Here is a 24,384-nt window from a genome sequence, read left to right on the forward strand (position 1 = left end):
TTCAGGAGACTGATTTATAAAGAAGAGGCGAGAGAATAGGCTCGATGACCCTCTGGCAACCATCCCTGCCAAGGAGAAAGGTGCCAAGTCCTACCCTCAGCGGGAACTATAAATTGGCGTAATTAGTACTGCCTCAATTCTGGTTCGGTTTCTGTCTTTGGGAAAATTCTTTTTCAGTCCCGGAAATTTCAATTGTATTCAAACCGACCAACCTATGAGTCATTTCGAAACCGATGCGATCCGAATTCAGCAGCGTTCAAATCAAAAGGAGCACTCCTCTCCCATTTTCCTGACTTCAAGCTTCACCTTTGAATCGGCGGAAGAAGCCCGCGCCATGTTTGCAGATGAAATCCCCGGAAACATTTATTCCCGCTATGCCAATCCAAATTCCTCTGACCTAATCGCCAAAGTCTGTGCAGCAGAGGGAACTGAAGACGGGATTGCAACAGCCTCAGGAATGGCAGCCATGTTTGCAAGTATTGCCTCCTTGCTTCAGCAGGGAGACCATATTTTGGCTTCCCGATCTTTGTTTGGTTCCACACACCAGCTTTTGACTCGGGTATTTCCAAAATGGGGCATCACCTCATCCTATGGAGATATTTCAGATTATCTAAACTGGGACAAGCTGGTTCAGCCAAATACCAAAATGCTTTTCATCGAAACACCATCCAATCCCGGTTTGGAAATTATTGATTTGGAATGGGCAGGGAAATTTGCAGCTGCTCACAATCTAATTTTGGTAGTGGACAATTGCTTCGCAACTCCCTATCTCCAGCAACCGGCAAAGTGGGGAGCACATATTGTGGCGCATAGCGCTACCAAATACATTGATGGTCAAGGCCGGGTTTTGGGAGGTTTGATTTTGGGAAAATCAGAACTGATTAAAGAGGTTCAATTCTTCACCCGTCATACAGGACCATCGATTTCCCCATTTAATGCCTGGATCCTTGCCAAAAGCATGGAAACCCTGGCTGTGCGAATGGACCGCCATTGTGAAAATGCCCTGAAAGTGGCCAATTATTTTGAAGGAAACGAAGAGCTCGAAGGGGTGAAATATCCGTTTCTTAAATCACATCCGCAGCATGAACTTGCATTGAAGCAGATGAAAGCCGGGGGAGGCATCATCACACTTACCCTAAAAGGTGGTTTGACGAGAGCTCAGCGATTCATTGATCAGCTCCAAATGATCTCGATCACCCCTAATCTGGGAGATAGCCGAAGCATCGTCACCCATCCGGCATCCACCACCCACAGCAAACTTTCCGCAGAAGAACGTGCTAAAGTTGGAATTTCAGATGGACTGGTTAGACTTTCTGTCGGGTTAGAACATTACGAAGACATCATCAAAGACGTGGAGCAGGCGATAAGCAAGTCTAAATAATACCAAAAAAGGTTTCCTTAGAATTAAAAGAGAAAAGTCTAAAGACAAGAAAGGCCCCAAAATTTCGGGGCCTTTCTTGTTCTACCAGGTAGTATGTTTGAGTTTAGGAAAAGCTCGAATAACGTCACTAAGGCTAATTTGACCTAATAAGTGACCGTCCTTTATGACAGGAAAACGCCGGATTTTGCACTCCAGGAATTTTTGTGCGGCATCAAAAAGCGACATGTCAGGAGACATCGTAATTACATTGGTACTCATATATTCTTTGACCTTGGCCGGAAACCTCACTGTATTCGTGTATTTCCCCCGAATAATCTCCGCCAAACAATCCCCTTCAGAAATAATTCCAACCAAAGCACCGGATTCATCCAAGACAGGTCCGCCGGAAATTTTTCTCTTTGTAAGGACTTCCAAAACCTGGTCTATTGAATCCTCAGGGTGGAAAGTGACCAAATTGGTACTCATGTGATCTTTGACCAAAATCTGCTGGATTGGGGCTTTAGGCTCCACCTCTCTGACCCCTTGATAACTTTTAACCATAGCTCAATATTTAAGGAAGAATAATAAGATACTGATTTTCAAAGACAAGAGAAATCAATAAGTGGAAATAAAAAAATATTCAATCAATTATTCCGCACATCTATTCTAGTGCAGATTATTATTTCAATTTATTCCTCAAAACTACAAATGGACACCACCTTGATGTAGGGGCCTTGTATAGCTGGTCAAATGCAAAAGTCCCAACCAGAATATCCATATCCCCATCCAGATCCAAGTCACCTTGTGAAATGGTCAACCAATGGAAATCCGGAGCATTTGCGACCACAAAAGGTTCAAACTTTCCTTTGGAAACTTGTCGGAAATAAATCAGATCTTGTTTTGGCTTTTGATTTTTATCCGGAAAAAACGAAATCGCAATCAAATCAGACATCCCTTCCTGATCAAAATCTCCCACTTCCAATCCGCTTGCTCCATGCATCGGATAAAACCAGGTTTCCTTAAAAGCTCCCGATCCGTCATTTTCGAAAATCCTTACTCCATGGTAATTTTTCAGGATTTGTGACTGGTCAGCATTATCCCCATTGACCAAAACCAAATCCAAATGACCATCGCCTGTCATGTCCAGATATCGGAAATCACTTGAACCAAAAGCTGGCTGAAAAGCCAGCAAAGTTTCTTCCCTGAATTTTCCTGTGCCCTGGTTTTCAAAAAGGACAATTGCCTCTTTGGCCTGAGTCATCAACGCAAGGATATCCATGTCTCCATCCTTATCAAAATCGACAGCAATAGACCTTCTAGCTCCTGGATCTTTTTTGAGAATCACTTCCTCAAAACCTCCCGAAGATGACAAATACAGACTCAATTTCCCCACATGATTTCCAAAATGGCTGATCAAATGATCCTCAACTCCATCTCCGTTCCAATCCGAATATTCCACATGGACAGGCCTCATCAGGTTCTCCTGAATAGAATTAGCAATCCAAGTTTGGCCTGGTTTGGAAAAGCTGCTCAAAACACCCAGGGAATCATTTGCCGGATCCATCAATCCCATGGACAGAAGCTGAAAGGAGTCGTCATTTCCCCATTTAATTCCCACAGGACCTACGAATGTTGGGATGGAGTCCAGTTGTTGAAAATTGTTTTTAGAATCAAGAACAAAAAGTGAACGAAACCGGTGACCCAACCAAAGATGACCAGTCTGGGGATGAATCTCCAGCATTGTGGTAAGGCTTGATCTGACAAATGGAAAGTTTGGTATTTCAAGTTCAAATCCCGGAATCCCATTTTTAGGAGTCTGCCTATCTGCTTGGTGAAGAGGATTTTCCGGAGCATTTTCCAGATAATAGGCCAGAAGTTTTGCCCAGTTTTCCCTTGAAATCAGAGGTGTCTTAGAATAAATCCCATCAGGCACACCTTCATCCTGAGGAAGGGCTGTTCCAAAATCCTCTTCCAGATACAAACCCATGCGCTTTCGCATATCCGGAAGGACCTTGGTTTCCCAAGTCTTTTTATCCAAAACCGAAGGCTCAGGCTTGAGATGACATGCCGCGCAGTACCCATTTGCCAATTGCTCCCCCGAAAGGTCCAGATCCGATTGCGCCAACTCCTGCAAATTAGGTGGCGGCTGTTTTCGCTCCGAAATAGGCCCACAACTCAACATCAACAACCCCAGACCCAAACCTATATAACTGCGCATCTTTATTACAATACTGCTTTAAACTCATTGACCAAGGCTTGATCCACCCCAAAGCGCATTGAAAAATCCAAGGGGGTTCCGGAAAATGAAAGCCCGGAATTAATAAACTGATTGGGAGAAGTTCTGGCTATTTTGCAGGAAGCATGGACTTCTTTCAGGTATCCGCCTTTTTTCAGGATCGGAACATGCTCAGCTTTTGTGCCGCCACCAGGCATGATGATAATCCGGTCATTGGCTTTAAAGAGCAAATCCTGAATCACGGGCAATCCTTCAGCCAGTGAATTTTTTCCTCCAGAGGTCAAGATCCGCTGAAATCCCAAACGAATGATTTTTTCCAAAGAATCCTCCAGATCCGAAGATGCATCAAAAGCACGGTGAAATGTACAGGGCTTATTTCCCACTGCCCGGAGTAGCATCTGACATGCAGCTTCATTTACTTTCCCATTTTCGTCTAAAACTCCAAAAACAAAACCGTCGGCTCCAAGCTCACCCAACAGCTGAATGTCCTGCTTCATCACGATCAGTTCTTTTTGAGAGTAAACAAAATCACCACCACGTGGCCGAATCATGACAAATACAGGAATATCCACCTCACTTTTCAAAAAGCGAAGCATTCCTGCGCTGGGAGTTTCTCCGCCTTCGGGAAAATTTGCACACAATTCCAGACGGTCAACACCAAATTGAGAGGCCTCAAGCGCCCCCTGTAAATTGAAAACTGGGGCTTCCAGCAGAACTTTACTCATGGCTTAAAATGGCTGTTGGAATCGATCAAAACATTGCCTGAAGCAGTGGCTTTCGCAAAATTGAATCCAGGATGAACGGCAAAAGCACCGGTTTCCCCATATTTGTTAACAGCAAGAAATCCGGCCTGGATATCTTTGATGTTTTTAGTTTTCGAGACCAGTCTTTTTACGGCTTCTTCGCAGGCTTCTTGGGGAGTTCTTCCCTGACGCATCAATTCCACAATCAGAAAACTTCCGCAAATCCGGATGATCGTTTCCCCTAGTCCGGTTGCAGTGGCCGCCCCGACTTCATCATCGACATAAAGCCCTGCACCGATTATTGGGCTATCGCCTACCCGACCGTGCATTTTATAAGCAAGACCACTGGTGGTACAGCTTCCTGCAAGTTTTCCATTGGCATCAATCCCGATCATCCCGATGGTGTCATGGTTTTCGATGTTGATGATAGGCTTGTATTCGCTGGTTACTTTCCATTTATCGTATTCAATCTGAGCATTTGGACTCAGCTTTTCTTCTTCCATCGGAAACCCCTGAGCAATGGCAAACTGCCTTGCACCTTCTCCTGCGAGCATTACATGGGGAGTCTTTTCCATTACAGCTCTGGCTAAAGAAATCGGATGCTTTACCTGACGTACAAAAGCAACTGAGCCACAAGAGCCATCACCAGTCATAATTGAGGCGTCCAAGGTCGTAATCCCCTCTCTATCCGGCAGGCCCTGCAAGCCCACTGATAGGTTGGTGAGGTCAAGCTCAGTGTCTCTGACACCCGCCTCTACAGCATCAAGGATGCTTCCGGATTCGTTAAGTTTGGTCCAACCTGCTGCATTTGCTGGGACACCATGGTTCCAGGTGGATAAAATGAGGGGTTTTTCTCCGGCAGGAGCTGTTTTTTCATTGGTTTGGGCACATGCTGCAGACAGGCCAGGTAAAAATAGAGCGGAACCCATAAGGGATTGCTTGATAAACTTTCTTCTTTGAGACATTGGGACTATTTTAGAATCTGGGATTCAAATTATCAATTTTGATCCAAATCCCTCTGCCACCGATCCATTTCCTGAAAAACTATTCCTATGAGACCATATATCCTGAAAGAAGCCAACTGGAAAGACCTGAAAACTTTTCGATTTGAACTGGCAGTTTTGCCTTGGGGAGCTACAGAAGCGCATAACTATCACATGCCTTATGGGACAGATGTCTTTGAAGCGGATGCCATCGGTGCCGAAGGAGCAAGAAAAGCATGGGAAAAGGGCTCAAAAGTCGTGGTTCTTCCGACCATTCCTTTTGGAGTAAATACCGGGCAGAGCGACATCTATCTGGATATCAACATTTATCCAAGCACGCAGCTGATTATTTTGAGCGATATCATCGAAGTCCTCAATCGCCAAGGGATCAAAAAACTGTTGATTTTAAACAGTCATGGAGGAAATAACTTCCAGCCTCTCCTTCGCGAACTTGGATTGAAATATCCGGAAATGATGCTTTTTACCTGCAACTGGTTTCAAGCTCTGGACAAGTCCAAGTATTTTGAAGAAGCTGGCGATCATGCTGACGAAATGGAAACGGCACTGATTCAATATCTGCACCCGGTACTGGTATTGCCTTTGGAGGAAGCAGGAGATGGGGCAGAAAAGAAATCCGTGATCCCCGGAATCCGTGAAAAATGGGCTTGGATGGAAAGAAAATGGTCTCAAGTTACGGAGGACACCGGAATTGGAAATCCAAAAAAAGCCTCCCCTGAGAAAGGGAGGCGATATTTTGAGGATGTGACAGATAAAGTCGGGGAGTTGATCACCTCGATTTGTGAGGCAAAACCGGATCAACTTTATCGTTGATCAATTTCTGGTGAATATTCCGACCGGAGTCATTTGTCCTTTGTAATCGATCATTACTGCCGATTTAGTGCCTTTGGGCAGGGTGATTTCTCTGGAAGATTGTGAACCAAAACCAGCTCCAAGACTCAGGTCGTAACGCTGCCTTTTCCCGTTTTCCAATTCCAGAATCAAAGCCATGGCTTCCTGACCGAAAGAGAGGGTTTTCCCCTCCAAACTCGCAGTTTTAAAAGCCAAGAGTTTTCCACGGTTTTGCGAGGCAAAATAGATCGGAGCACCTTGAGCGGAACTGAGTTTCACCAGTGCTTTTGCATCTCCAGGTACCACGAAACCGCTTTCCCGTGGATTGGCAGCTTTAAAATTACCTTTTCCATCTCCCAGCAAAAGCAGACCTATCGATGCATCAAGCCTTCCGATGAAGATTTCATTTCCGTAATCATTTCCCACCATAAGGATATCAAAAAAGCCGTCTGAATTGACATCATCGGTGACGATTCCGTTGGTTGGTGCGATTTGGGCCATCACTGGCAATTCATGAACTTGGAATTTTCCGTTCCCAAGATTTTCCACCCAAACAGTCCGATCGTAATTTCCGGTCAGAATCAGGACGTCTTTCTTTTCTTCTTCAGTGAAAAATGAGGCCTCAGTACTCAGCGCAAAGTATTTGTACCGGTCAAACTTCCTCCTGAACATAGGACTTTGACCGTTAAGATCATCCCAAAAATGGCTTGGAAACGAATTGTAGATTCCACCCGGTTTGTCTTTGTAAAATGCGAAAGTCACCGGATCCACACTGCCGTTGTTGTCAAAGTCTTTGGCATAGATTTTTACCGGTCTTTCAAAAGTTGGATGGTGGGAATTATTTGCACCGAGGTTTCCGACCACAAAATCCGAATCTCCATCCTGATCAAAATCGGCAGAGGAAATGGAATTCCACCAACCCAGGTAGTTTTCAAGTCCGGTATCAGGAAGTTTTTCAAATTTGTCTCCCCGATTGACAAAAACTGAGATAGGCATTAACTCGCCCACGACAATCAAATCGACTTTTCCGTCACCATTGATATCAGACCAAATTGCGTCCGTCAACATACCAACCTCGCGAAGTCCCGGTGCAACCTGATCCGTCACATCAGTCATTTGGCCGTTTTGATTTTTCAGAAGGAAGCTTTTTTCAGGAAGAGGAAATTTACCGATTGGAGAACGGCCACCCACAAAAAGATCCATAAACCCATCTCCATCGAAGTCAGCACCCCGAACTGTACTTCCGTTGGCTTTGACTGCTGAGAAATTTTGATCCGGGGAGAAATTACCCTTGCCGTCATTGAGATAAATCCGATCCAGATATTCAGCCGCATCGGGTAAAAATTCAGAACTTCCACTCACCAAATACAAATCAAGATCACGGTCATTGTCCACATCGAACAACAGAATTCCTGTTTCTTCAAAAATCGGATTTTCTCCAGGTAGAAGTTCCTTTTGAATGAATCCCCCATTTTCCTGTTGGGCATACCAAACCGGTGAAAATCCCGATGCCGACCCGATGACCAAATCCTCATGTCCATTCCCGTCCAAATCTCCGACAGCCAAAGCTGGGCCGAATTGTGTCAGTTTATGAGGTAGAGTCCGTTGGATGTTGAAATCAATTTTATCCTCCTCTTGATGGATGAATGAAATTCCCAATTGGTCAGAAACTTCCGAAAGAAGCTTTGGAGTGCTTCCTAAATTTAAAATTGCAACTGAGTCTTTACCCACATTGGCTGAGGAATAATCGATCTGCACTACCTGATTTGAAGAAATATTCGAAAGGTTTGACTCCTTTCCATCCGGCCAAATCACTGTCAATTCAGATACGGTTGCAACTGAATCCAACCCAAAATGAAGAATATCCTCAACAGATGACATGTATCCTCTCACAACCTGCATTTCCTGATAAAGAAGACTCTCTGAAGTTGGCTTAAGCAAAACTTTCGCGCCTAATCCCTGAGGGTTTTTGGCTGGACCCTTAAGCTTTACTCGAAGAAAATTGGGAACCATTTCCTGCTCATTCAGCAAGTTTTCAAACACAAAAGCAGGGTCATTGATATTGTTGACCACATAATCCAAGTCACCATCCTGATCTAAATCCACCAAGGCAGCACCATTGGAAAAGGAAGGTTTATTCAATCCCCATATATCTCCACTGTCCTCGAATCCAAGATTTCCGGTATTTCGGTAAGCGTAATTGGGGATTTTCACAATAGGAATGGAGTCCAAAAGCTGGCGAGTGGATGCAATGTTACCAACATCGGCTCGGTAATTGGCAAAATCCTTGTCCGTGATATCCCTTGGGAAGCCGTTGGTAACCAACAAATCCCGCAAACCGTCATTGTCCACATCCCCAAAAAGTGGCGCCCAACTCCAGTCCGTTTGGTAAACTCCGGCCATCAAACCGACTTCTGAAAACGGAATACCAGGACCGTTATTGACATGGAGCATGTTTCGGACATATTGATATTCATATCCGAATTGTTCGTTGTTAATGTAGGTTTGATAGACATTTTTCCCAATGGTTGTCTTTTTTCGGTAATTGTCCTCACCCAACATATCGATCGTAATCAGGTCCGGCAACCCGTCGTTGTTGAAATCAGCAATGTCCGAACCCATGGAAAACTGGCTTTGGTGCCTTAGATTCTCTTTTGTCTTATTTGAAAAAGTCCCATCCTGATTATTGATGTACAAGATGTCATTGGTGATGTAATCATTGCTGACGTGGATATCAGGCCAGCCGTCATTGTTCAAGTCTGAAACAACCAAACCAAGGCCAAATCCTTCAAATGTAATTCCTGCTTCAATCGTAACATTGGTAAATGTTCCGTCCCCGTTATTACGATAAAAACTGTCATTGTTAATCGCAGATCCATCAGTCACTTTAGGCCGGAAATTAGTTGGCTTGGCCGTTAACTGCTCATTATTCAAGACATAGAGATCCAGGTCTCCATCCAGGTCATAATCCAAAAAAGCAGCCCCCATGCTGTTTCCTGGATCTGCGATTCCATAGTCAGCAGCCATTTCTTTAAAAGAAACATTGCCTGAAGCATCTTTTCCCTGGTTTACAAAGAGAAGGTTATTGCGTTCACCTAGACCTTTTTTCATAGCTGTTGCTATATAGATATCTGGCCAGCCGTCGAGATTGATATCTACGATAACACTCCCGGTACACCAATTATCTGAAGCGAGGATTCCAGCATTTTCCGAGATATCATTGAATTTGAAATTCCCCTGATTTAGGTAGAGCCGATTCGGTACCTGATTTCCTGTGAAGAACAAATCAGGAAGTCCGTTTTGGTCAAAATCTGCAACAGCCACTCCTCCTCCGTTGAAAATGTATTCATCGGTCAGAATATTGAAGGAGTCAGATTCTATAATTTCATTGTTAAAGTCAATTCCGGTTTCATCCGGAGACCTCAAAGTGTATAGGGTGGAATCTTTTTTACAAGAAGTGAATAGAAAAACGGAACACAGAATCAAGGCAGGAAAGCAATACTTCATAGGGTGATTTCGGGTAAGACTAGGAGTGTTCAAATTAGCATTTTCCCTTTGGTAGAAAAAAAATGGGCGATAATAAAAAACACAAAAAAAGAGGAGGCCAAAAGCCTCCTCTTATAGATTATATCCAAAAAGGATTAGAAACCGTCGTTCTGTTTAAGAATATCGGCACCCACCAAATCAATCTGATCTTGAGGGATTGGAACCCATTTGAACTTATCTGTATATTTCGCTCCTCCTAGGGTGGCAGGAAGCTTCACCCCATCATAAGCGAGATAGAAGTCAAGCTCAGCTTGAACTGTACTCCAACGCTGAAGATCATAGAATCTGTGTCCTTCCATACCCAATTCAAGCAATCTCTCATGACGAACAGCCGTCTGAGCGGCAGCTTTGTCAGCCCAAGGTGCAGAATAGGTACTGATTACGTAGTTCGCAGCCATGGTACCATCTTCTCGCTTAATCTTGGAATTTATAGCACGGGTACGCACTCTGTTTACATATTCTCTGGCTTTTTCAAGGGAACCTACTTCGATTTCAGCTTCAGCAGCCAACAAAAGAACATCTGCAAAACGGATGATCATGAAGTTGATACCTGTGTAACCCGGAGTCCAAGAAGAGTTATCCTGATAGGTACCCTTTTCGGATTCAGCATAGATATACTTCTTTGGAGAATAAGGTCCGCCATTTGGCTGGTTTCTAATCCAGGCATTGCCCGGGTGGTCTTGCCAATCCAAATAAGGAAGTCCTCTTCTACCTACAGTATGATCCAAACGCGGATCTAACGGACCTGCATCTGGTGTGAAAGCAGCTCCGGAAGCTACACCCATGTCACTCTTCACCTCATTTGCCGGGCTATTGTATGACTTATCCAACAAAGGAAGGCCAGCAGCAGTAGTACGGAATGCGTTTACGAAGGTAAAGCTAGGCTGGAAGAATCCGCAACAGTTACCCGGTCCGGCAGGACCTGTATTGTATGGGAAGTTCAAGTCAAACTCTGGGTTAGCATTGTTGACTGAACCAGTACCAGCAGCAGCCTGATAAGCCCAAACTGACTCCTCATGGTTGTCATTTGCCCCACGGAACATATTATCATAATATGGAACCAGACCATACTTCTTACCATTAGAAGTCACCCCATTTGCAATTACATCGTCAAAGAGTGCTTTTGCTTCCGCAAATTTCTTATCATACATGTAGACTTTTGCCAAGTAAGCTTTTGCAGCCCAGACGTTCACACGACCCACTTGAGGTTGAGTAGCGGGTAAGCCTGCTACAGCAGCTTGAAGATCTGCAATTACGAATGGTAAAAGGGGCTTGTCATTTTTCACATCCTCAAGACCAGTTCCATAATCAACCGTCTCATCGACATAGGGAGTCAGGTTATAATCTCGATAAAGCTCAAAATAGAAGTGTGCTCTAAGGAATTTTGCCTGGGAGGACAATCTGATTTTGTCAGCTTCTGTCACATCAGGGCCTGCTGTGGCTAACAGTCTCAATACTGAATTAGCCCGGGCAATTCCTTCATAGCAAACATTGTACTTTGATCCCATCTCTCCACCAGCAGCGTTGTTTTCATAGCGCTGGATAGGGTTGATTTGGCTAAAATCTCCCGGGTCAGTGCCCTTATTGGCCTCTCCCCCTCTGATACTCCCCCAAACCCAATTGGAAGGAGACCCTAATCTATTACCGCGACCGTTAACCTGGGAATATGCAGCAATCAAGGATGCATCAAGTCCAGCCAAAGTGGAAAGTTGAGCACTTGCCAACTGACCTACTGGTGGTACCTCCAGGAAATCCTCGCTACAACTCACTGCTACCATCATCGCCGTGGATGCAAGTAGAGCGCCTATTTTTATTTTAAAATTCTTCATTTGTCTAATCTATTATAGTGTCTATAAACGATTCAAATTTTCATGTTAGGCTTAGAAGCTAAGATTTAGACCAAAAGTCCAGCTCTGGGTCACAGGATAGTTACCTACGTCGATACCAAAGGTAAGATCAGCATCACCGCCTACAGCAGGATCCAAACCTTCATAGCCTGTAATTGTAAACACGTTGTTTACAGAAGCAAATACTCTTGCTCTTTCCATTTTCATCTTCTGAAGCAAACTTGCTGGAGCTGAATAGCCCAAAGTCAAGTTTTGTAATCTTAGATACGAGCCATCTTCAACATAAAAAGAGTTGGAAACCTGGTTGGTTGACAGGTTAGTAACCCTCTCAATAATCGGAATTTCCGCATCCAAGTTTTCAGGAGTCCATGAATCCTTTAAACGCTCAGACATGGAAGCACCCAGGAATGATTGGTAGAAATCAGTAAACCACTTAGACTGATTGAAAATCTCACCACCGATTGAGGTATATAAATAAGCAGAAAGATCAAAGCCTTTGTACCCTAATGTGAAATTCATCCCACCTGTGAAATCAGGAACCGGACTCCCCATAAACACACGGTCCTCTGGAGTAATTGTTCCATCACCATTCACATCTTCCATCTTGAATCTACCTGGGGCTTTTCCATCCTGAATAGCATGTGAATTAACATCTTCCTGATCTCTGAACAGACCCAATACATTGTATCCAAAGAAAGAAGAAAGAGGCTGCCCAACTGCGTTTCTGATAGGCTCGATGCCTCGGAAACTTGGGTTAACTGAAGTAATGAAGTCCAAACCTTCTGAAAGAGAAACAATTTCATTTTTCAGAGTAGAACCAGTTACAGTCAGTTCGTAAGTCAGATTACTGGTCAGATTGCCTCTGGTAGTTACCAAAAGATCCAACCCTCTGTTTAACATCTCACCTACGTTTACAGCAGGGGCTGCAGCGTTAGATCCTGCGGTCAATGGAATTGGAACTGTGAAAAGCAAGTCCTTGGTATCCTTTTTCCACCAATCGAAAATCACATCCAATCGGCCATTGAAGAAGGTACCGTCAAAACCGATGTTTTGGGTAACTGCTGTTTCCCATTGCGCATTAGGGTTACCAATTCTGGATCTCCTGAAACCAATCTGTGCCCCTGAATTAGACCCGGTAATATCATAGGAAGAAGCTCCAACATTACCGCCGTAAAGCGAATATTGGTTGTTGGGATCCACGTTGTTTGAGTTACCCATTTCACCATATCCTCCGCGGATTTTCAAATCATCGATGAATTCAAGTCCCTGCATGAAACCCTCACCTGAAATTCTCCAAGCTGCTGAAAATGCTGGAAATACCCCATATCTGGAATTCTCACCAAATCTGGAGGAACCGTCACGACGAACCACGGCACTGAAAATATACTTGTCATTGTAAGTATATCGTAACTGACCAAAATAGGAATTGAAGTTTACACCTTTAAATTGGTCTGAGTTTACTTGACGGGTGTTTACCGGCAAGTTAGAAATCGTGATAAAGTCAGGGTCAGTTGAGAAAGGATTCTGACCGAGCGCCGACATGTTTCTACCAGCACCTGAGTTCAAGGCTTCCTGACCCAACAAGACATTGAAGTCATGCTTGTCAAATTTCTTCTTCCAAGCTAAGGTGTTGGTGAAAGTCCATCCAAAAGAAAAACCTGAACCTTCATCATAGCCAAAGGCTGAGTTATTTTCAGAGTTTTCATATTGAAGCCTTGTATAACCATAATAGTAGTAGTTGTTGTACTGCCCACCAATGGATGTTCTGAAAGTCAAATCATCCATGATATCCCATTCGGCATAAACGTTACCAAAGGCATTCGCATTGAAGTTTCTGTTATCCAATAAACCTTCTCTGTTTGCTACCGGGTTTCTTGGGTTGTTAAAACCTCTGGAAGCAGTACCTGCATAACCACCAAATTCGTCATAAACAGGGATAATGGATGGCATACGGAAAGCTTGAAGTATATCGTTTTCATCTCTTGATACACCACGTCCACCTGCACCACCTTGCTGACCCAATACCTGACGGTAAGTTGCCTGGAAGTTTTGACCGATCCTAATTCGATTAGTAACATCAAATTCAGAGTTGGCTCTCAGAGAGTATCTTTTGAATGAATTACCAGTCATAATCCCATCTTGCTCCTGCAAGCCTAAGCCAATGTAGAATCGGCTGGTTTCTGAACCACCATTAAAACCAAGTGAATGTCTGTGAAGTGGTGCTGGTGCTGTAAGTGCATCATACCAATCTGTACCTTCTCCAGTCGCTGCTCTCGTCAACTGACGAACGGATCCTTTTGAAGGATCAATGTTGTACCATTCTTTTTGCTGTGCAATCTGATCAGCAGAAAGAGGACCTGATTGGCCCGAGGCTACTCCATAGGCTCCAGATACTGGGTCTCTAGTTATCAAACTCAAGTAGTATGGCATGACAGGAGATGAACCTGTTCCAAACTGAGGGTGGTTGTAGGCCACAGGGGTGTTAGCTGCTTTTGCAGCATTGGCTTCTGCAATCCATGTGTATTCGGCGAAATCAGCCGGATTCATCATATCAATTCCAGTTCCTGGGTCGGTCACACCGTACATGCCATTGTAATCCACTCTGAGCTTTTTGTTTCTCGCTCCTCGCTTGGTAGTGTAAACAATTACACCGTTTGCAGCACGCGCACCATAAATTGAAGCTGCGGCGGCATCTTTCAATACAGTCGTAGATTCGATGTCGTCAGGATTTAGGAAATCCGTAGAACTTGTTGGCAATCCATCCACAATGTACAAAGGTTCGTTACCACCAAAGGCTCCGAAACCACGCACACGGATAATTGAAGAAGTACCTGGCTGACCGTTTGTAATAACGGTAACCCCTGAAACACGGCCTTGAAGAGTTTGCTCGATGTTACCGGTAGGGATAACGGTCAAATCTCTTGGGTCCACTGTTGCAATTGCACCGGTTGTTTCCCTTCTGGAATCGATGGAATAACCGGTTACAACCAATTCGGTAAGGGTTCTTTCATCTGGGGCCATACTCACGTCAATGACGCTTCTGGAACCTACCACCTGTTCAACGGCAGCATATCCGATAAAAGAAAAAACCAAAGTGGCTTGATCATTTGGGACACTGAGGGAAAACTTCCCGTCAATGTCAGACGCAGTTCCGGTTGTAGTGCCTTTAACCAGGACTGAAACTCCCGGGAGACCTACTCCAAACTCGTCTAGAATCGTACCCGTCACGGTTTTTTGCGCAAAGGCAGTACCGGCGGATAAGACTAAGAGTGTGAGACACACACTTAGTATTTTGTAAACATTTTTCATAAACATAGATAGATTGGGTAACAAGATTAATCTCAAAAACTTATTCGTTAATTGATTGTGCAATCGTTTGCGATTATTCTCAAAATAATGACAATAGTGAATTGGTTGATTTTTTGGAAACTATTGCGATTATACCGCGGTCGAACGACCAGCATGATAAAACCAGTAGGTTTGAGCGCATCAGTAGATGCAGATTGAGAGAAGGAAGGATTCTAAGTAAAATAGATCATAGGCTTGAATTTTGGGTTTAATTATTAATTGTAAACCTTCAATGTTAAATAATCTAAAACAAAATTCAAACCGACTACCCTAAATAATATTTTGATTTTTCGGCTACAGCCCAATTTTTACTCGGTGATTCTGAATAAAAACACATGAAAAAGTGTGAATAATTGTAAATTCATGAAATAAGTGAGCTTTAATTTGAAAAACCCATAACAAAAATTAAACTTCGTTACACATAATGAAAATAAATTTTAATCAACTGCAATTTCAGTAAAAAACTCCTGGCTTTTCCGGAGTTCTTCAAAAAGTGGATCCTGATAGGATCTTTCAGCCAATTGGCGATTGGCTGAAATTGCTTTTTTCAAATGGATCAATGCTACCTCGCTTTGCCCACCAATTGCGGCTATCATTGCCAATCCATAATAACCGTATCCAAATTCCCGGTCCTGGACCACCGATTCCTCAAAGGCCATCGTTGCATTGGCATAATCACCTATCATAAAATAGGCTAGGCCTTTATTAAAAAAGTCTTTGGGATCTGTAAAAGAGTATTCAAACCGCAGGGTCGCCAGTTTATAATCTCCCCTTAGAATATCCAAAGCTCCCCGAAGAGCTTCATTGTGCTGAAGAAAGTCAGGATTCAATGTCATCGCTGAAGCGTCTGAAAGTTTTTTGTAAGCCCCCCAAAAATCTCCCTGAAAAGCCAAAATCTGACCTTGATTATGGAGAGAATGCGGTGTGGGTTCTATCCGATAAGCCTGAACCAATAGCCTCAAAGCCTCCTCCCACAAAACCTCTTTGGAACCTTGATCCAAAGTTCGCTGAGCTTGTCGTATCCTCACCACCGCCATATTATTATAAGGCAAAGGAGAACGAAACAACTCTGTCATTTTTGAATAGATCGCCGCTTTTTCCTCCAAACTTTGAGTGGCCTCGGCAGCCAATGACCATTCTCCAAAAGAAAGTTCATTCTTTCCGTTTGTGTTGGAAAGTGCCTCTTTTAGTTTCATAGATTGCTGCATATTCAATCCCGCTCGCGGCTTTGCTGTTATTTCTACTTTTGCCACCCGCAACTTTGGGAAAAGATCCTGCGCCACTTGGGAAAAGCCTGGTACTTTTTTCAACCGTTCACTTTGCTCCAAATAGGTCTCCTGATTCATCAGGATCGCATAAAGCTCATCCTTGCGATTAGTGGAAATGCCTTTGTAATCGCGAAGCAACAACCTTAAATCAAACCAATCATTCCATCTGGAATCCATTTTCAGCGAAGCTTCTGGGATAGAGTTGACCCTTGGACCAAGTGCCTTTTTCACAGATTGAGCCCGGGTCATCCCCAAAGTGCTGTTTTTGCCTTCTGATACCTCTGGTGATTGGATGCCTGTGATTTTGATTTCCTGAACTTCCGGGTTTGCCTCCAGGAAAGCATCGATCCTTTTCAGCGTCTCCTGATTGGCAATGCTAGATTTGTATTCCGAATCACCGGGATCAAACATCAAGGCAAATTCCTCTTTCCTGGCAATTTCTTTAACCCGCGAACCAGTCGTAATAAACAAACCTACCAGTGGAATCGGCTCATCTGGATACACTTCCCCCAATTTCACCATCAGCTGAGGCGCAATCACTCCTTTTGCGAGTATTTGCATTTCCTGAGCCTGGGAACCCTCTTTTTTGCCCTGAAAAAATGAAACCTCCAATGAGGCCCCAGCCATCCAAGACTCAAATTTCAATGCAAACTTCTTTTCATACTCATAATTCGCAACATTCCGTTTCAATTCAATTTCTCCTAAATCGAGTTGGTTTTGTTCAGCTCTGAATTTCAGACTTACTTTCGGGTTTTTTGGTGTCAATATGGATTCTATTGGAATCGATCCTTTGACAGTAAAGCGAATTGAGTCCCCTTCCAGCTTAAGTTTATATGGGATTAGCTCTACATCCTTTAAAAATTTGTTTTCAGGCATTATTATTGAACTTGCAAACAAAAAATCTCCTGAGACCAAAAACAATATGAGCAGGAGTTTAAACATTCTGATATTGAATTGATTTATAGAATTCAAACGCATTTTCATTTAATTTTAAACGACTAATCCAACACAGGTCATGGAAAAACTGAAACTATTCTTCGAGGAGCGGGCCTTTGGAGTTTGCTCACGCTTGGGAGAAAAACTGCATTTCCCCATCGACAGCATCCGGCTTTTTTTCATTTATTCCTCCTTTGTGACTTTGGGCTCTCCCATTATCCTCTACGTGAGCATGGCAATGATGATGAAAATCCGAAAGTATTTTCGCAAAATGAACAATCCGGTACTTTTTGATTAAAGCTGACTAAAAATCCGCCTTCGCAAAACCAAATAGTTCCAGAATATAAAACGTACCGGGCCTGAAGTGGAAATTTCCGTTTCAGGTTTTTCTTTTGGGTTTTCATACAATTTCAACCTGTTGAAAAAGTCCCTATATCCCCTGAATACCGCAAAAGCAAAGTCTTTTTTTCCTGAAATCAGATAACCCAGTGCCGCCACCATTTCCAATACTCCTTTAATCACAAGTATTCCAAAATATCTGGGTCCTGAGACATTTTTATAAACCATGCTCAGGTTGTTCCGGATATTAAGGTAAAGTTTGTTTGGGCTAGACCGGTCCAAGGTCGCCCCTCCTTGGTGAAAAACGGTCACTGTGCCTAAGTATCCTATTTTTTCACCCGCTCTCCTTAGCCTCCAACACAAGTCAATCTCCTCCATGTGGGCAAAAAAATGCGCGTCAAATCCACCTTGACCAAAAAAATCATCTGCCCTGATAACCATACATGCACCAGATGCCCAATCCACCTGGACCGGGTCGTCATATTGTCCCTTGTCTTGCTCGATAGAATCCCAGATTCTCCCACGGCAATAGGGGTAGCCCAATTCATCGAGGTATCCGCCACCAGCTCCCGCATAGTCAAAAGTTTTTCTGTCCTGCCAGGAAATAATCTTCGGCTGAATTGCCGAATAATCCCGGTTTTGATCCAACCATGCTATCAAATTCACATCCCAATTGGGAGTGACTTCCACATCGGAATTGAGCAGAATGAAAAATTCGTATTGATCCCTCAATTCCTCCAGGCCCCAATTGTAACCACCGGCGTATCCAAAGTTGGATTGGAGTTTAATCAGTTGGATTTGTGGGAAATCCTTTTCCAAAAAATCCACTGAATCATCTGTGCTGGCATTGTCAATCACCCAAATTTCATACCTGCTGTTCCGAAGCACAGAAGGCAAAAAGGTAGGCAAGACCTGCCTACCGTTGTAATTGAGAATGACAATGGCTGCCTTCATCATCCGAACATATTTCCCAGGTCCATTCCGGGAATATTTGGAATCATTCCTTCGGTGGCTGTCTTCATTTCTGCTTTGATTTTCACCTCAATGGCTTCCATCGCTTTATTGGTTGCCGCGACGATCAAATCACTCAGCATTTCCTTGTCTTTTGGTGTTATCAGCGACTCGTCCATTCCGATTTTCAGAACTTTCCGATCTCCGTTCACAAGGACCTTCACCATACCGGCACCCGCTTCTCCCTCCGCAGTCAAGTGCACCAACCGGGACTGAACTTCCTTAATCTTTGCCTGGGCTTCTTTCACCTTGCCCATCATACCCATTATATCAAACATACCTTTGGAAATTTATTTTCAACAAAATTAAAACTCTATAAGCTCGGCTTTTTTTCACTTTTATTCTTCAGTAACCGGACTATTGAAAATCTCCAGTCCACAATACTATTCTAGAATAACTCAGGTTAACTATTTGAGCAACTTTTATTTAACTTATGTAGTACTTATTACTGACCAAACCTAGCTTCCAAATGAAAACCATCGAAACTATCCAAAAAGAAAACATTCCCCAGCTTTCTTTTTCTAAAAAGGAAGTGATTTCTGATCCCGAAGAACGAAATAAAAGGATGACGGATCTATATCGGTCACAAACTTTAGGAAACCTGCTACAGACAAAAGTCAAAATCACATTTGAAACAGCAGACGAACAAACCTACTTGGTGGATACGACAGTTTGGGCTGTTGGCAACAGTTTCGTTTCCCTGAAAGGTGGAGTCTATCTACCCATTCATGCCATCCTCCATGTAGATTAAAGTATTTTGCCGATCGCTTCTTTGATGCTCAACTTTACCTGCTCTCCCGAAACCATATCCTTGACAGAGATCTTTCCGGTGCTGATTTCCTCTTCTCCACAAATCCCCACGTAGGGGATTTCTTTTTTATTGGCGAATTCAAACTGCTTTTGAATTTTCACCTGGTTTGGATAAATCTCCGTTTTGATTCCGGCGTTACGAAACAGATTCAATAAACTCAGGGCATATTCAAATCCCTTTTGATCAAAATAGGTCAACAGCAATCGGGTACCGGAATGCGTTTCGGCAGGAAATGCCTTCAATTCATCCAAAACATCATACAGCCTGTCCACTCCAAAGGAAAATCCAACCCCCGAAACTCCCGGCAAACCAAATACTCCCGTCAGGTTATCATATCTCCCGCCACCACTTACGGATCCAATCGATACACCGTGAACTTTCACTTCGAAAATCGCACCAGTGTAGTACGATAGACCACGTGCAAGCATGATATCAAAGTCAATATTGTCCAGATTTTCTCCCATCTTAGAAAGAATACCAAAAACCTGCTCCAGCTCCTCCACACCTTTCAGTCCGGTTTGTGAATCTTTCAAAAACTCTTTTAAAAATTCGATTTTTTCGGCAAAATCACTTCCCAGCGACACCAAGGGAGCCAATTTATCCAAGGAAGATTCCTCAAAACCACGCTGAAGAAGTTCTTCTTTCACTTTTTCCCAGCCGATCTTATCCAGTTTATCGATGGCGACACAGAGTGGGCCTTCCTTTCCGGCCTCACCGATTGCTTCAGCAATTCCGGTCAGGATTTTACGGTTGTTGAGTTTGATGCTGTAGTCTTTCAACCCGAGTTTGGTGAAAACTCTGCGGATCATTAGGACGATTTCTGCTTCGCAAACGAGGCTGTCTGTGCCGACCACATCAGCATCGCATTGGTAGAATTCCCGATAGCGGCCCTTTTGAGGGCGATCTGCCCTCCAAACCGGCTGAATCTGATAGCGTTTAAATGGAAAAGTCAATTCATTTCGATTCATCACCACATATCGGGCAAAGGGAACTGTCAGGTCATAGCGAAGTCCTTTTTCGGACACTTTATTCAAAATCGCACCAGACCCTTTTTCAAGATCTGCTGCGCTTACATCTTTACTAAAATCACCGCTGTTAAGAATCTTAAACAACAACTGATCTCCCTCATCCCCGTACTTTCCTGTCAGCGTACTGAGGTTTTCCATGGCTGGAGTTTCGATCTGCTGATAGCCAAAAAGTTGGAATGTTTCTTTGATCGTATCCAAGATGTAAGTCCTTCGGGCCATCTGCACAGGTCCAAAATCTCGGGTGCCTTTAGGCAAACTCGGCTTTTGCATGGGTGATTTTTGGTGAATGAAGGCCAAATTTATTTAAAAATCGGCAAAAGCATGCCCAAAATTCGGTTTAACTCCTGAATAAAATCAGAAGATTTGTAGGCAGAAAAGATTTGTTTCCTTACTTTTGCGCTTCGTTTCGAATTCAAAAATTTAAACATATACGGCCATGGCAGTTACTACACTGAAGAGAAAACTTAAAAGAAAAAGACAAGGTCAGAAAGCTCGCGTGATCAAAATCAAGCAATTGAGCGCTAAGCCGGTGATCAAAAACGTAGATGTAGAAGCGCTTAAGGCTTCTTTCGCTAAGTAATCACCAGTCTTTAAAGATATTAAGGCGGCCAATCGGTCGCCTTTTTTATTGCCCTCTTTTTCCCAATTCCACCACCCGGAGGTTCTGGATTTTTCCCCGATCTAGTTCAAAAAGCAACATCGTCCGCATAATATGGAAGCCTTGCTGACCAATTGCCCCGGGGTTCATAAACAGGCAATTCAGCCCCTTATCAAACTCCACTTTGCAGATGTGCGAATGGCCGCAAATGAAAAGTTGCGCGCCAAATGACTTGATCTTTTCCTTCACACCTTTGGCATATCTGGAAGGTTTTCCGCCGATATGAGTCATCAAAACTCTCACACCTTCCAGCTCAAATTCCTGCCATTCCGGATATTCTTGTTGGACTTCCTGATCGTCAATATTTCCAAAAACGGCCCGAATCGGCTTTCCCTGGGGAAGCGCTTCCATCACTTCCAAGCTTCCGATATCCCCGGCATGCCAGATTTCATCCACTTCCTGCAAATAGCTGAGCGTTGTGTGATCAATGTAACTGTGGGAGTCTGAAATCAATCCGATCTTTTGGGGCATTTTGAAACGAAAGGGGTTTAATTTTCGGTTCAATATGGCAGACCTTATTCATTTATTCAACCCAAAGTCATGAATACTAAACTTGTATATCTATTTGTGTTCCTTTTGTTCGGAGCATCCTCTTTTGCCCAAACTGCTGAAAAGGATTCCATTAAGGTCATTTCTATAGAAAAATTTGAGAAAATGGCTGACAAGAAAACAAATATGGTGGTCGATGTCCGAACCCCGGAGGAAGTTGCAGAAGGCCATTTGGCTGGATCGCTAAACATCAATTTTCTTGGAGAAAATTTCGCCCAGGAAATTGAAACACTTGACAAGAAGAAAACTTATTTGCTATACTGCCGAACAGGCAACAAAAGCAGAAAGGCCGCAGATCTGATGGAGAAAGCGGGTTTCAAACATGTGTACATGCTGGAAGGCGGCATAACCGCCTGGAATGAAGCAGGAAAACCGGTAGAAAAATGAATAAAATCCAATCGATCAACCCTTGGACCGGAGAAGTGACCAAAGAATTTGAACCACTATCACTCCGTGAAATAGAAATCAAAACAGAAGCAGCTGCGAAATCTTTCGAGTCCTGGAAAAATACACCGATCTCAGAAAGAGCGGGATTGATGAAAAAAGCAGGTGAAATTCTCCGGAAAAACAAAGAAGCCTACGCCCGTCTCATCACTTTGGAAATGGGAAAAATAATCCGAGAATCCAGGGCGGAAATTGAAAAGTGCGCCTGGGCCTGCGAGTATTATGCTGAAAATGCCGCCGAATTTCTTTCCAGCGAAAAAATCAGCCTTCCCGATGGCAAAAAAGCCAAAATCCTTCACCAGCCTTTGGGCGCGATCCTGGCAGTAATGCCCTGGAATTTTCCCTTTTGGCAAGTTTTCCGGTTTGCGGCTCCTACGCTGATGGCAGGGAATGTCGGCATCCTAAAACACGCCTCAAATGTCCCTCAATGTGCCCTGGCCATCGAATCGGTCTTTCGGGAAGCAGGATTTCCGGAGGGAGTTTTCCAAAGCTTTTTGATCGATTCCAAGGCTACTTTGGCACTTTTGGAAAGAGATGAAATCAAAGCAGTCTCTCTGACAGGAAGTGAAAAAGCCGGAGCGGCAGTTGCTTCAGCAGCCGGGAAAAACATCAAAAAATCGCTTCTGGAGCTCGGAGGAAGCGATCCATTCATTGTTTTAGCTGATGCTGATATTGAAAAAGCAGCAGAAACAGCCGTCAAAGGCCGAATGGTCAACTTTGGGCAAAGCTGCATCGCGGCGAAGCGATTTATCATTGAGGAATCGGTTTTTGAGCCCTTTTTGGAAATTTTCAAAGAAAAAATGGGTCTGCTCAAGGGCGGTGATCCAATGGACGAAACCGTCGATTTCGCCTGCATGGCTAGACCTGATCTTGCCGCCGAGCTATACGAACAGGTCAAAAAGTCCGTGGATTTAGGCGCGAAAGTCTTGCTTGGTGGCCTGAAGCCCAAGGAAGGAAGTTCAGAATTTTCACCGACCATCCTTACCGATATCCCGGAAAATCCTCCGGCTTTTTCGGAGGAATTATTTGGCCCGGTGGCAATCCTTTTCAAAGTGAAAAATACCGCTGAAGCAATCAAAATCGCCAATTCCACAGAATTTGGACTAGGAGCTTCCCTTTGGACAAAGGATGCGGAAAAGGCAGAAATCCTTGCCGTCGAAATCGAAAGCGGTGCCGTTTTTATAAACTCTATGGTCGCTTCTCAACCTGCACTTCCGTTTGGAGGAATCAAAAAGTCGGGATTTGGGAGGGAACTGGGCAGGCAGGGCATTCTGGAATTCGTCAATACCAAAACCGTCTATCTGGGCTAAAAACCTTCCCGGATAAAGAACAGGGCGTCTTTTGCTTTTGCCCGATTCCTTTCTATTTTTACGAGCCAAAATTTTGTCTTAGACCAATGAGAGAAATACAATTTCGGGAAGCTTTGAGAGAAGCGATGTCCGAGGAAATGAGACGTGATAAAAACGTTTTTTTGATGGGTGAAGAAGTTGCTGAGTACAACGGCGCTTACAAAGTATCCCAGGGAATGTTGGACGAATTCGGTCCAGAGCGGATTATCGATACTCCTATCGCCGAGTTGGGCTTTGCCGGCTTGGGTGTGGGTGCTGCGATGAGCGGACTGAAACCGATTATCGAATTCATGACATTCAATTTCTCTCTGGTTGCAATAGACCAGATCATCAACTCTGCTGCGAAAATGTATGCGATGTCCGGCGGAGCTTATTCCGTGCCGATTGTATTTCGCGGTCCGACTGGAAACGCCGGTCAACTTGGTGCTACTCACTCTTCCAACTTCGAGAATTGGTTTGCCAATACTCCGGGTTTGAAAGTGATCGTGCCATCTAATCCATACGATGCCAAAGGCCTGATGAAAGCCGCTATCCGTGACCCGGATCCTGTGATTTTCATGGAATCCGAAGTGATGTATTCCGACAAAGGCGAAGTCCCTGAAGGCGAATACCTGCTTCCGATTGGTGTTGCTGACATCAAGCGCAAAGGAAAAGATGTGACTTTGATTTCCTTCGGCAAAATGATGAAAGTGGCTTTGGAAGCTGCTGAAATCATGGCCAAAGAAGGAGTCGAGTGCGAGGTGATTGACCTGAGAACGGTCCGCCCGATCGACTATGCGACCTGCCTGGAATCTGTAAAGAAAACCAATCGAGTTGTCATCGTGGAAGAAGCCAATCCGATTGCCGGAATTTCCTCAGAACTGACCTACCACTTCCAGCGATATGCCTTCGATTACCTCGATGCACCGGTGATTCGTGTCAATTCCATGGATATTCCTTTGAGCTACGGCCCAAGCTACATCGAGGCTACACTTCCCAATGTGAAGCGAACCATCGATGCAATCAAAAAAGTAACGTATAAAGCTTAAATTCACCCTACCGAAACAAAAAAGCCCGACTCAATTATGAGCCGGGTTTTT

20 protein-coding genes and 1 riboswitch are annotated in these 24,384 nt (G+C 43.9%); of the genes, 8 read left to right on the forward strand and 12 right to left on the reverse strand.

What is annotated here, in order from left to right:
- Positions 1–11 precede the first annotated feature (11 nt).
- Positions 12–115: riboswitch (SAM riboswitch) on the forward strand.
- Between the two features lie 99 nt (positions 116–214).
- Positions 215–1,381: a PLP-dependent aspartate aminotransferase family protein gene (locus B0E43_RS26140; RefSeq protein WP_077347405.1), complete on the forward strand. Its 1,167-nt coding sequence runs from the start codon at positions 215–217 to the stop codon at positions 1,379–1,381.
- An 81-nt stretch (positions 1,382–1,462) separates the two neighbouring features.
- Here B0E43_RS26140 and B0E43_RS26145 read toward each other — a convergent pair whose 3' ends face one another.
- From B0E43_RS26145 to B0E43_RS26160, 4 genes are all read right to left on the reverse strand, one after another.
- Positions 1,463–1,921: a CBS domain-containing protein gene (locus B0E43_RS26145; RefSeq protein ID WP_077347251.1), complete on the reverse strand. Its 459-nt coding sequence runs from the start codon at positions 1,919–1,921 to the stop codon at positions 1,463–1,465.
- A 118-nt stretch (positions 1,922–2,039) separates the two neighbouring features.
- Complete coding sequence (locus tag B0E43_RS26150; RefSeq protein ID WP_077347253.1) at positions 2,040–3,578, reverse strand: VCBS repeat-containing protein; 1,539 nt, start codon at positions 3,576–3,578, stop codon at positions 2,040–2,042.
- Between the two features lie 5 nt (positions 3,579–3,583).
- A complete protein-coding gene (locus B0E43_RS26155) occupies positions 3,584–4,321 on the reverse strand; it encodes a copper homeostasis protein CutC (protein ID WP_077347255.1) in 738 nt (245 codons plus the stop codon).
- Complete coding sequence (locus B0E43_RS26160) at positions 4,318–5,304, reverse strand: isoaspartyl peptidase/L-asparaginase family protein (protein WP_077347257.1); 987 nt, start codon at positions 5,302–5,304, stop codon at positions 4,318–4,320. Before B0E43_RS26160 ends, B0E43_RS26155 begins: the two co-directional genes overlap by 4 nt.
- 87 nt (positions 5,305–5,391) lie before the next feature.
- Here B0E43_RS26160 and B0E43_RS26165 point away from each other — a divergent pair, with 87 nt between their 5' ends.
- Positions 5,392–6,153: a creatininase family protein gene (locus B0E43_RS26165; RefSeq protein WP_077347259.1), complete on the forward strand. Its 762-nt coding sequence runs from the start codon at positions 5,392–5,394 to the stop codon at positions 6,151–6,153.
- On the opposite strand, the gene B0E43_RS26170 is transcribed toward B0E43_RS26165, so the two are convergent.
- From B0E43_RS26170 to B0E43_RS26185, 4 genes are all read right to left on the reverse strand, one after another.
- Positions 6,154–9,678 (reverse strand): VCBS repeat-containing protein, encoded by a 3,525-nt coding sequence (locus tag B0E43_RS26170; RefSeq protein WP_077347261.1) that lies wholly within the window; start codon positions 9,676–9,678, stop codon positions 6,154–6,156.
- Between the two features lie 134 nt (positions 9,679–9,812).
- Positions 9,813–11,546 carry a RagB/SusD family nutrient uptake outer membrane protein gene (locus B0E43_RS26175; RefSeq protein WP_077347263.1) on the reverse strand — a complete coding sequence of 578 codons (1,734 nt, stop codon included), beginning with the start codon at positions 11,544–11,546 and terminating at the stop codon, positions 9,813–9,815.
- 51 nt (positions 11,547–11,597) lie between these two features.
- A complete protein-coding gene (locus B0E43_RS26180) occupies positions 11,598–14,879 on the reverse strand; it encodes a TonB-dependent receptor (RefSeq protein WP_077347265.1) in 3,282 nt (1,093 codons plus the stop codon).
- Between the two features lie 470 nt (positions 14,880–15,349).
- On the reverse strand, positions 15,350–17,056 hold the full coding sequence (locus B0E43_RS26185; protein WP_168171892.1) for a hypothetical protein: 1,707 nt from the start codon (positions 17,054–17,056) through the stop codon (positions 15,350–15,352).
- Between the two features lie 139 nt (positions 17,057–17,195).
- Here B0E43_RS26185 and B0E43_RS26190 point away from each other — a divergent pair, with 139 nt between their 5' ends.
- A complete protein-coding gene (locus B0E43_RS26190; RefSeq protein WP_077347269.1) occupies positions 17,196–17,414 on the forward strand; it encodes a PspC family transcriptional regulator in 219 nt (72 codons plus the stop codon).
- On the opposite strand, the gene B0E43_RS26195 is transcribed toward B0E43_RS26190, so the two are convergent.
- Both B0E43_RS26195 and B0E43_RS26200 read right to left on the reverse strand, forming a co-directional pair.
- Positions 17,411–18,412, reverse strand: a complete 1,002-nt coding sequence (locus B0E43_RS26195) for a glycosyltransferase family 2 protein (protein WP_077347271.1) — start codon at positions 18,410–18,412, stop codon at positions 17,411–17,413. The two genes, B0E43_RS26190 and B0E43_RS26195, sit on opposite strands and share 4 nt — an antisense overlap.
- Positions 18,409–18,744 carry a YbaB/EbfC family nucleoid-associated protein gene (locus B0E43_RS26200; RefSeq protein ID WP_077347273.1) on the reverse strand — a complete coding sequence of 112 codons (336 nt, stop codon included), beginning with the start codon at positions 18,742–18,744 and terminating at the stop codon, positions 18,409–18,411. Before B0E43_RS26200 ends, B0E43_RS26195 begins: the two co-directional genes overlap by 4 nt.
- Before the next feature lie 191 nt (positions 18,745–18,935).
- On the opposite strand from B0E43_RS26200, the gene B0E43_RS26205 reads away from it, so the two are divergent.
- On the forward strand, positions 18,936–19,217 hold the full coding sequence (locus B0E43_RS26205) for a hypothetical protein (protein ID WP_077347275.1): 282 nt from the start codon (positions 18,936–18,938) through the stop codon (positions 19,215–19,217).
- Here B0E43_RS26205 and hisS read toward each other — a convergent pair.
- Positions 19,214–20,575 carry a histidine--tRNA ligase gene (gene hisS / locus B0E43_RS26210; protein ID WP_077347277.1) on the reverse strand — a complete coding sequence of 454 codons (1,362 nt, stop codon included), beginning with the start codon at positions 20,573–20,575 and terminating at the stop codon, positions 19,214–19,216. The genes B0E43_RS26205 and hisS overlap by 4 nt on opposite strands.
- A gap of 166 nt (positions 20,576–20,741) precedes the next feature.
- Here hisS and B0E43_RS26215 point away from each other — a divergent pair, with 166 nt between their 5' ends.
- The gene (locus B0E43_RS26215; protein WP_168171893.1) at positions 20,742–20,885 is read left to right on the forward strand and encodes a hypothetical protein; all 144 of its coding nucleotides are present in this window, start codon (positions 20,742–20,744) and stop codon (positions 20,883–20,885) included.
- A 45-nt stretch (positions 20,886–20,930) separates the two neighbouring features.
- Here the strand turns inward: B0E43_RS26215 and B0E43_RS26220 are convergent, their stop codons facing one another.
- Entirely contained in the window at positions 20,931–21,434 is a 504-nt protein-coding gene (locus B0E43_RS26220; RefSeq protein ID WP_077347279.1) for a metallophosphoesterase, read from the reverse strand.
- A gap of 69 nt (positions 21,435–21,503) precedes the next feature.
- Here B0E43_RS26220 and B0E43_RS26225 point away from each other — a divergent pair, with 69 nt between their 5' ends.
- From B0E43_RS26225 to B0E43_RS26235, 3 genes are all read left to right on the forward strand, one after another.
- Positions 21,504–21,899, forward strand: a complete 396-nt coding sequence (locus B0E43_RS26225) for a rhodanese-like domain-containing protein (RefSeq protein WP_077347281.1) — start codon at positions 21,504–21,506, stop codon at positions 21,897–21,899.
- Complete coding sequence (locus tag B0E43_RS26230; RefSeq protein WP_077347283.1) at positions 21,896–23,266, forward strand: NAD-dependent succinate-semialdehyde dehydrogenase; 1,371 nt, start codon at positions 21,896–21,898, stop codon at positions 23,264–23,266. The genes B0E43_RS26225 and B0E43_RS26230 overlap by 4 nt, the downstream gene beginning before the upstream one ends.
- A gap of 86 nt (positions 23,267–23,352) precedes the next feature.
- Complete coding sequence (locus B0E43_RS26235) at positions 23,353–24,333, forward strand: pyruvate dehydrogenase complex E1 component subunit beta (RefSeq protein ID WP_077347285.1); 981 nt, start codon at positions 23,353–23,355, stop codon at positions 24,331–24,333.
- Positions 24,334–24,384 lie beyond the last annotated feature (51 nt).

Source organism: Algoriphagus sp. A40, assembly GCF_002002735.1.
Lineage (GTDB): Bacteria > Bacteroidota > Bacteroidia > Cytophagales > Cyclobacteriaceae > Algoriphagus.

Excerpts from the sequence above, each read along its gene's own strand:
- B0E43_RS26205 (WP_077347275.1), top strand. The coding sequence starts at position 18,936 with ATGAAAACCATCGAAACTATCCAAAAAGAAAACATTCCCCAGCTTTCT.
- hisS (WP_077347277.1), bottom strand. The coding sequence starts at position 20,575 with ATGCAAAAGCCGAGTTTGCCTAAAGGCACCCGAGATTTTGGACCTGTG.
- B0E43_RS26165 (WP_077347259.1), top strand. The coding sequence starts at position 5,392 with ATGAGACCATATATCCTGAAAGAAGCCAACTGGAAAGACCTGAAAACT.
- B0E43_RS26220 (WP_077347279.1), bottom strand. The coding sequence starts at position 21,434 with ATGCCCCAAAAGATCGGATTGATTTCAGACTCCCACAGTTACATTGAT.
- B0E43_RS26145 (WP_077347251.1), bottom strand. The coding sequence starts at position 1,921 with ATGGTTAAAAGTTATCAAGGGGTCAGAGAGGTGGAGCCTAAAGCCCCA.
- B0E43_RS26140 (WP_077347405.1), top strand. The coding sequence starts at position 215 with ATGAGTCATTTCGAAACCGATGCGATCCGAATTCAGCAGCGTTCAAAT.
- B0E43_RS26150 (WP_077347253.1), bottom strand. The coding sequence starts at position 3,578 with ATGCGCAGTTATATAGGTTTGGGTCTGGGGTTGTTGATGTTGAGTTGT.
- B0E43_RS26160 (WP_077347257.1), bottom strand. The coding sequence starts at position 5,304 with ATGTCTCAAAGAAGAAAGTTTATCAAGCAATCCCTTATGGGTTCCGCT.
- B0E43_RS26235 (WP_077347285.1), top strand. The coding sequence starts at position 23,353 with ATGAGAGAAATACAATTTCGGGAAGCTTTGAGAGAAGCGATGTCCGAG.
- B0E43_RS26170 (WP_077347261.1), bottom strand. The coding sequence starts at position 9,678 with ATGAAGTATTGCTTTCCTGCCTTGATTCTGTGTTCCGTTTTTCTATTC.
- B0E43_RS26185 (WP_168171892.1), bottom strand. The coding sequence starts at position 17,056 with ATGCCTGAAAACAAATTTTTAAAGGATGTAGAGCTAATCCCATATAAA.
- B0E43_RS26215 (WP_168171893.1), top strand. The coding sequence starts at position 20,742 with ATGGCAGTTACTACACTGAAGAGAAAACTTAAAAGAAAAAGACAAGGT.
- B0E43_RS26230 (WP_077347283.1), top strand. The coding sequence starts at position 21,896 with ATGAATAAAATCCAATCGATCAACCCTTGGACCGGAGAAGTGACCAAA.
- B0E43_RS26200 (WP_077347273.1), bottom strand. The coding sequence starts at position 18,744 with ATGTTTGATATAATGGGTATGATGGGCAAGGTGAAAGAAGCCCAGGCA.
- B0E43_RS26155 (WP_077347255.1), bottom strand. The coding sequence starts at position 4,321 with ATGAGTAAAGTTCTGCTGGAAGCCCCAGTTTTCAATTTACAGGGGGCG.
- B0E43_RS26225 (WP_077347281.1), top strand. The coding sequence starts at position 21,504 with ATGAATACTAAACTTGTATATCTATTTGTGTTCCTTTTGTTCGGAGCA.
- B0E43_RS26190 (WP_077347269.1), top strand. The coding sequence starts at position 17,196 with ATGGAAAAACTGAAACTATTCTTCGAGGAGCGGGCCTTTGGAGTTTGC.
- B0E43_RS26195 (WP_077347271.1), bottom strand. The coding sequence starts at position 18,412 with ATGATGAAGGCAGCCATTGTCATTCTCAATTACAACGGTAGGCAGGTC.
- B0E43_RS26180 (WP_077347265.1), bottom strand. The coding sequence starts at position 14,879 with ATGTTTATGAAAAATGTTTACAAAATACTAAGTGTGTGTCTCACACTC.
- B0E43_RS26175 (WP_077347263.1), bottom strand. The coding sequence starts at position 11,546 with ATGAAGAATTTTAAAATAAAAATAGGCGCTCTACTTGCATCCACGGCG.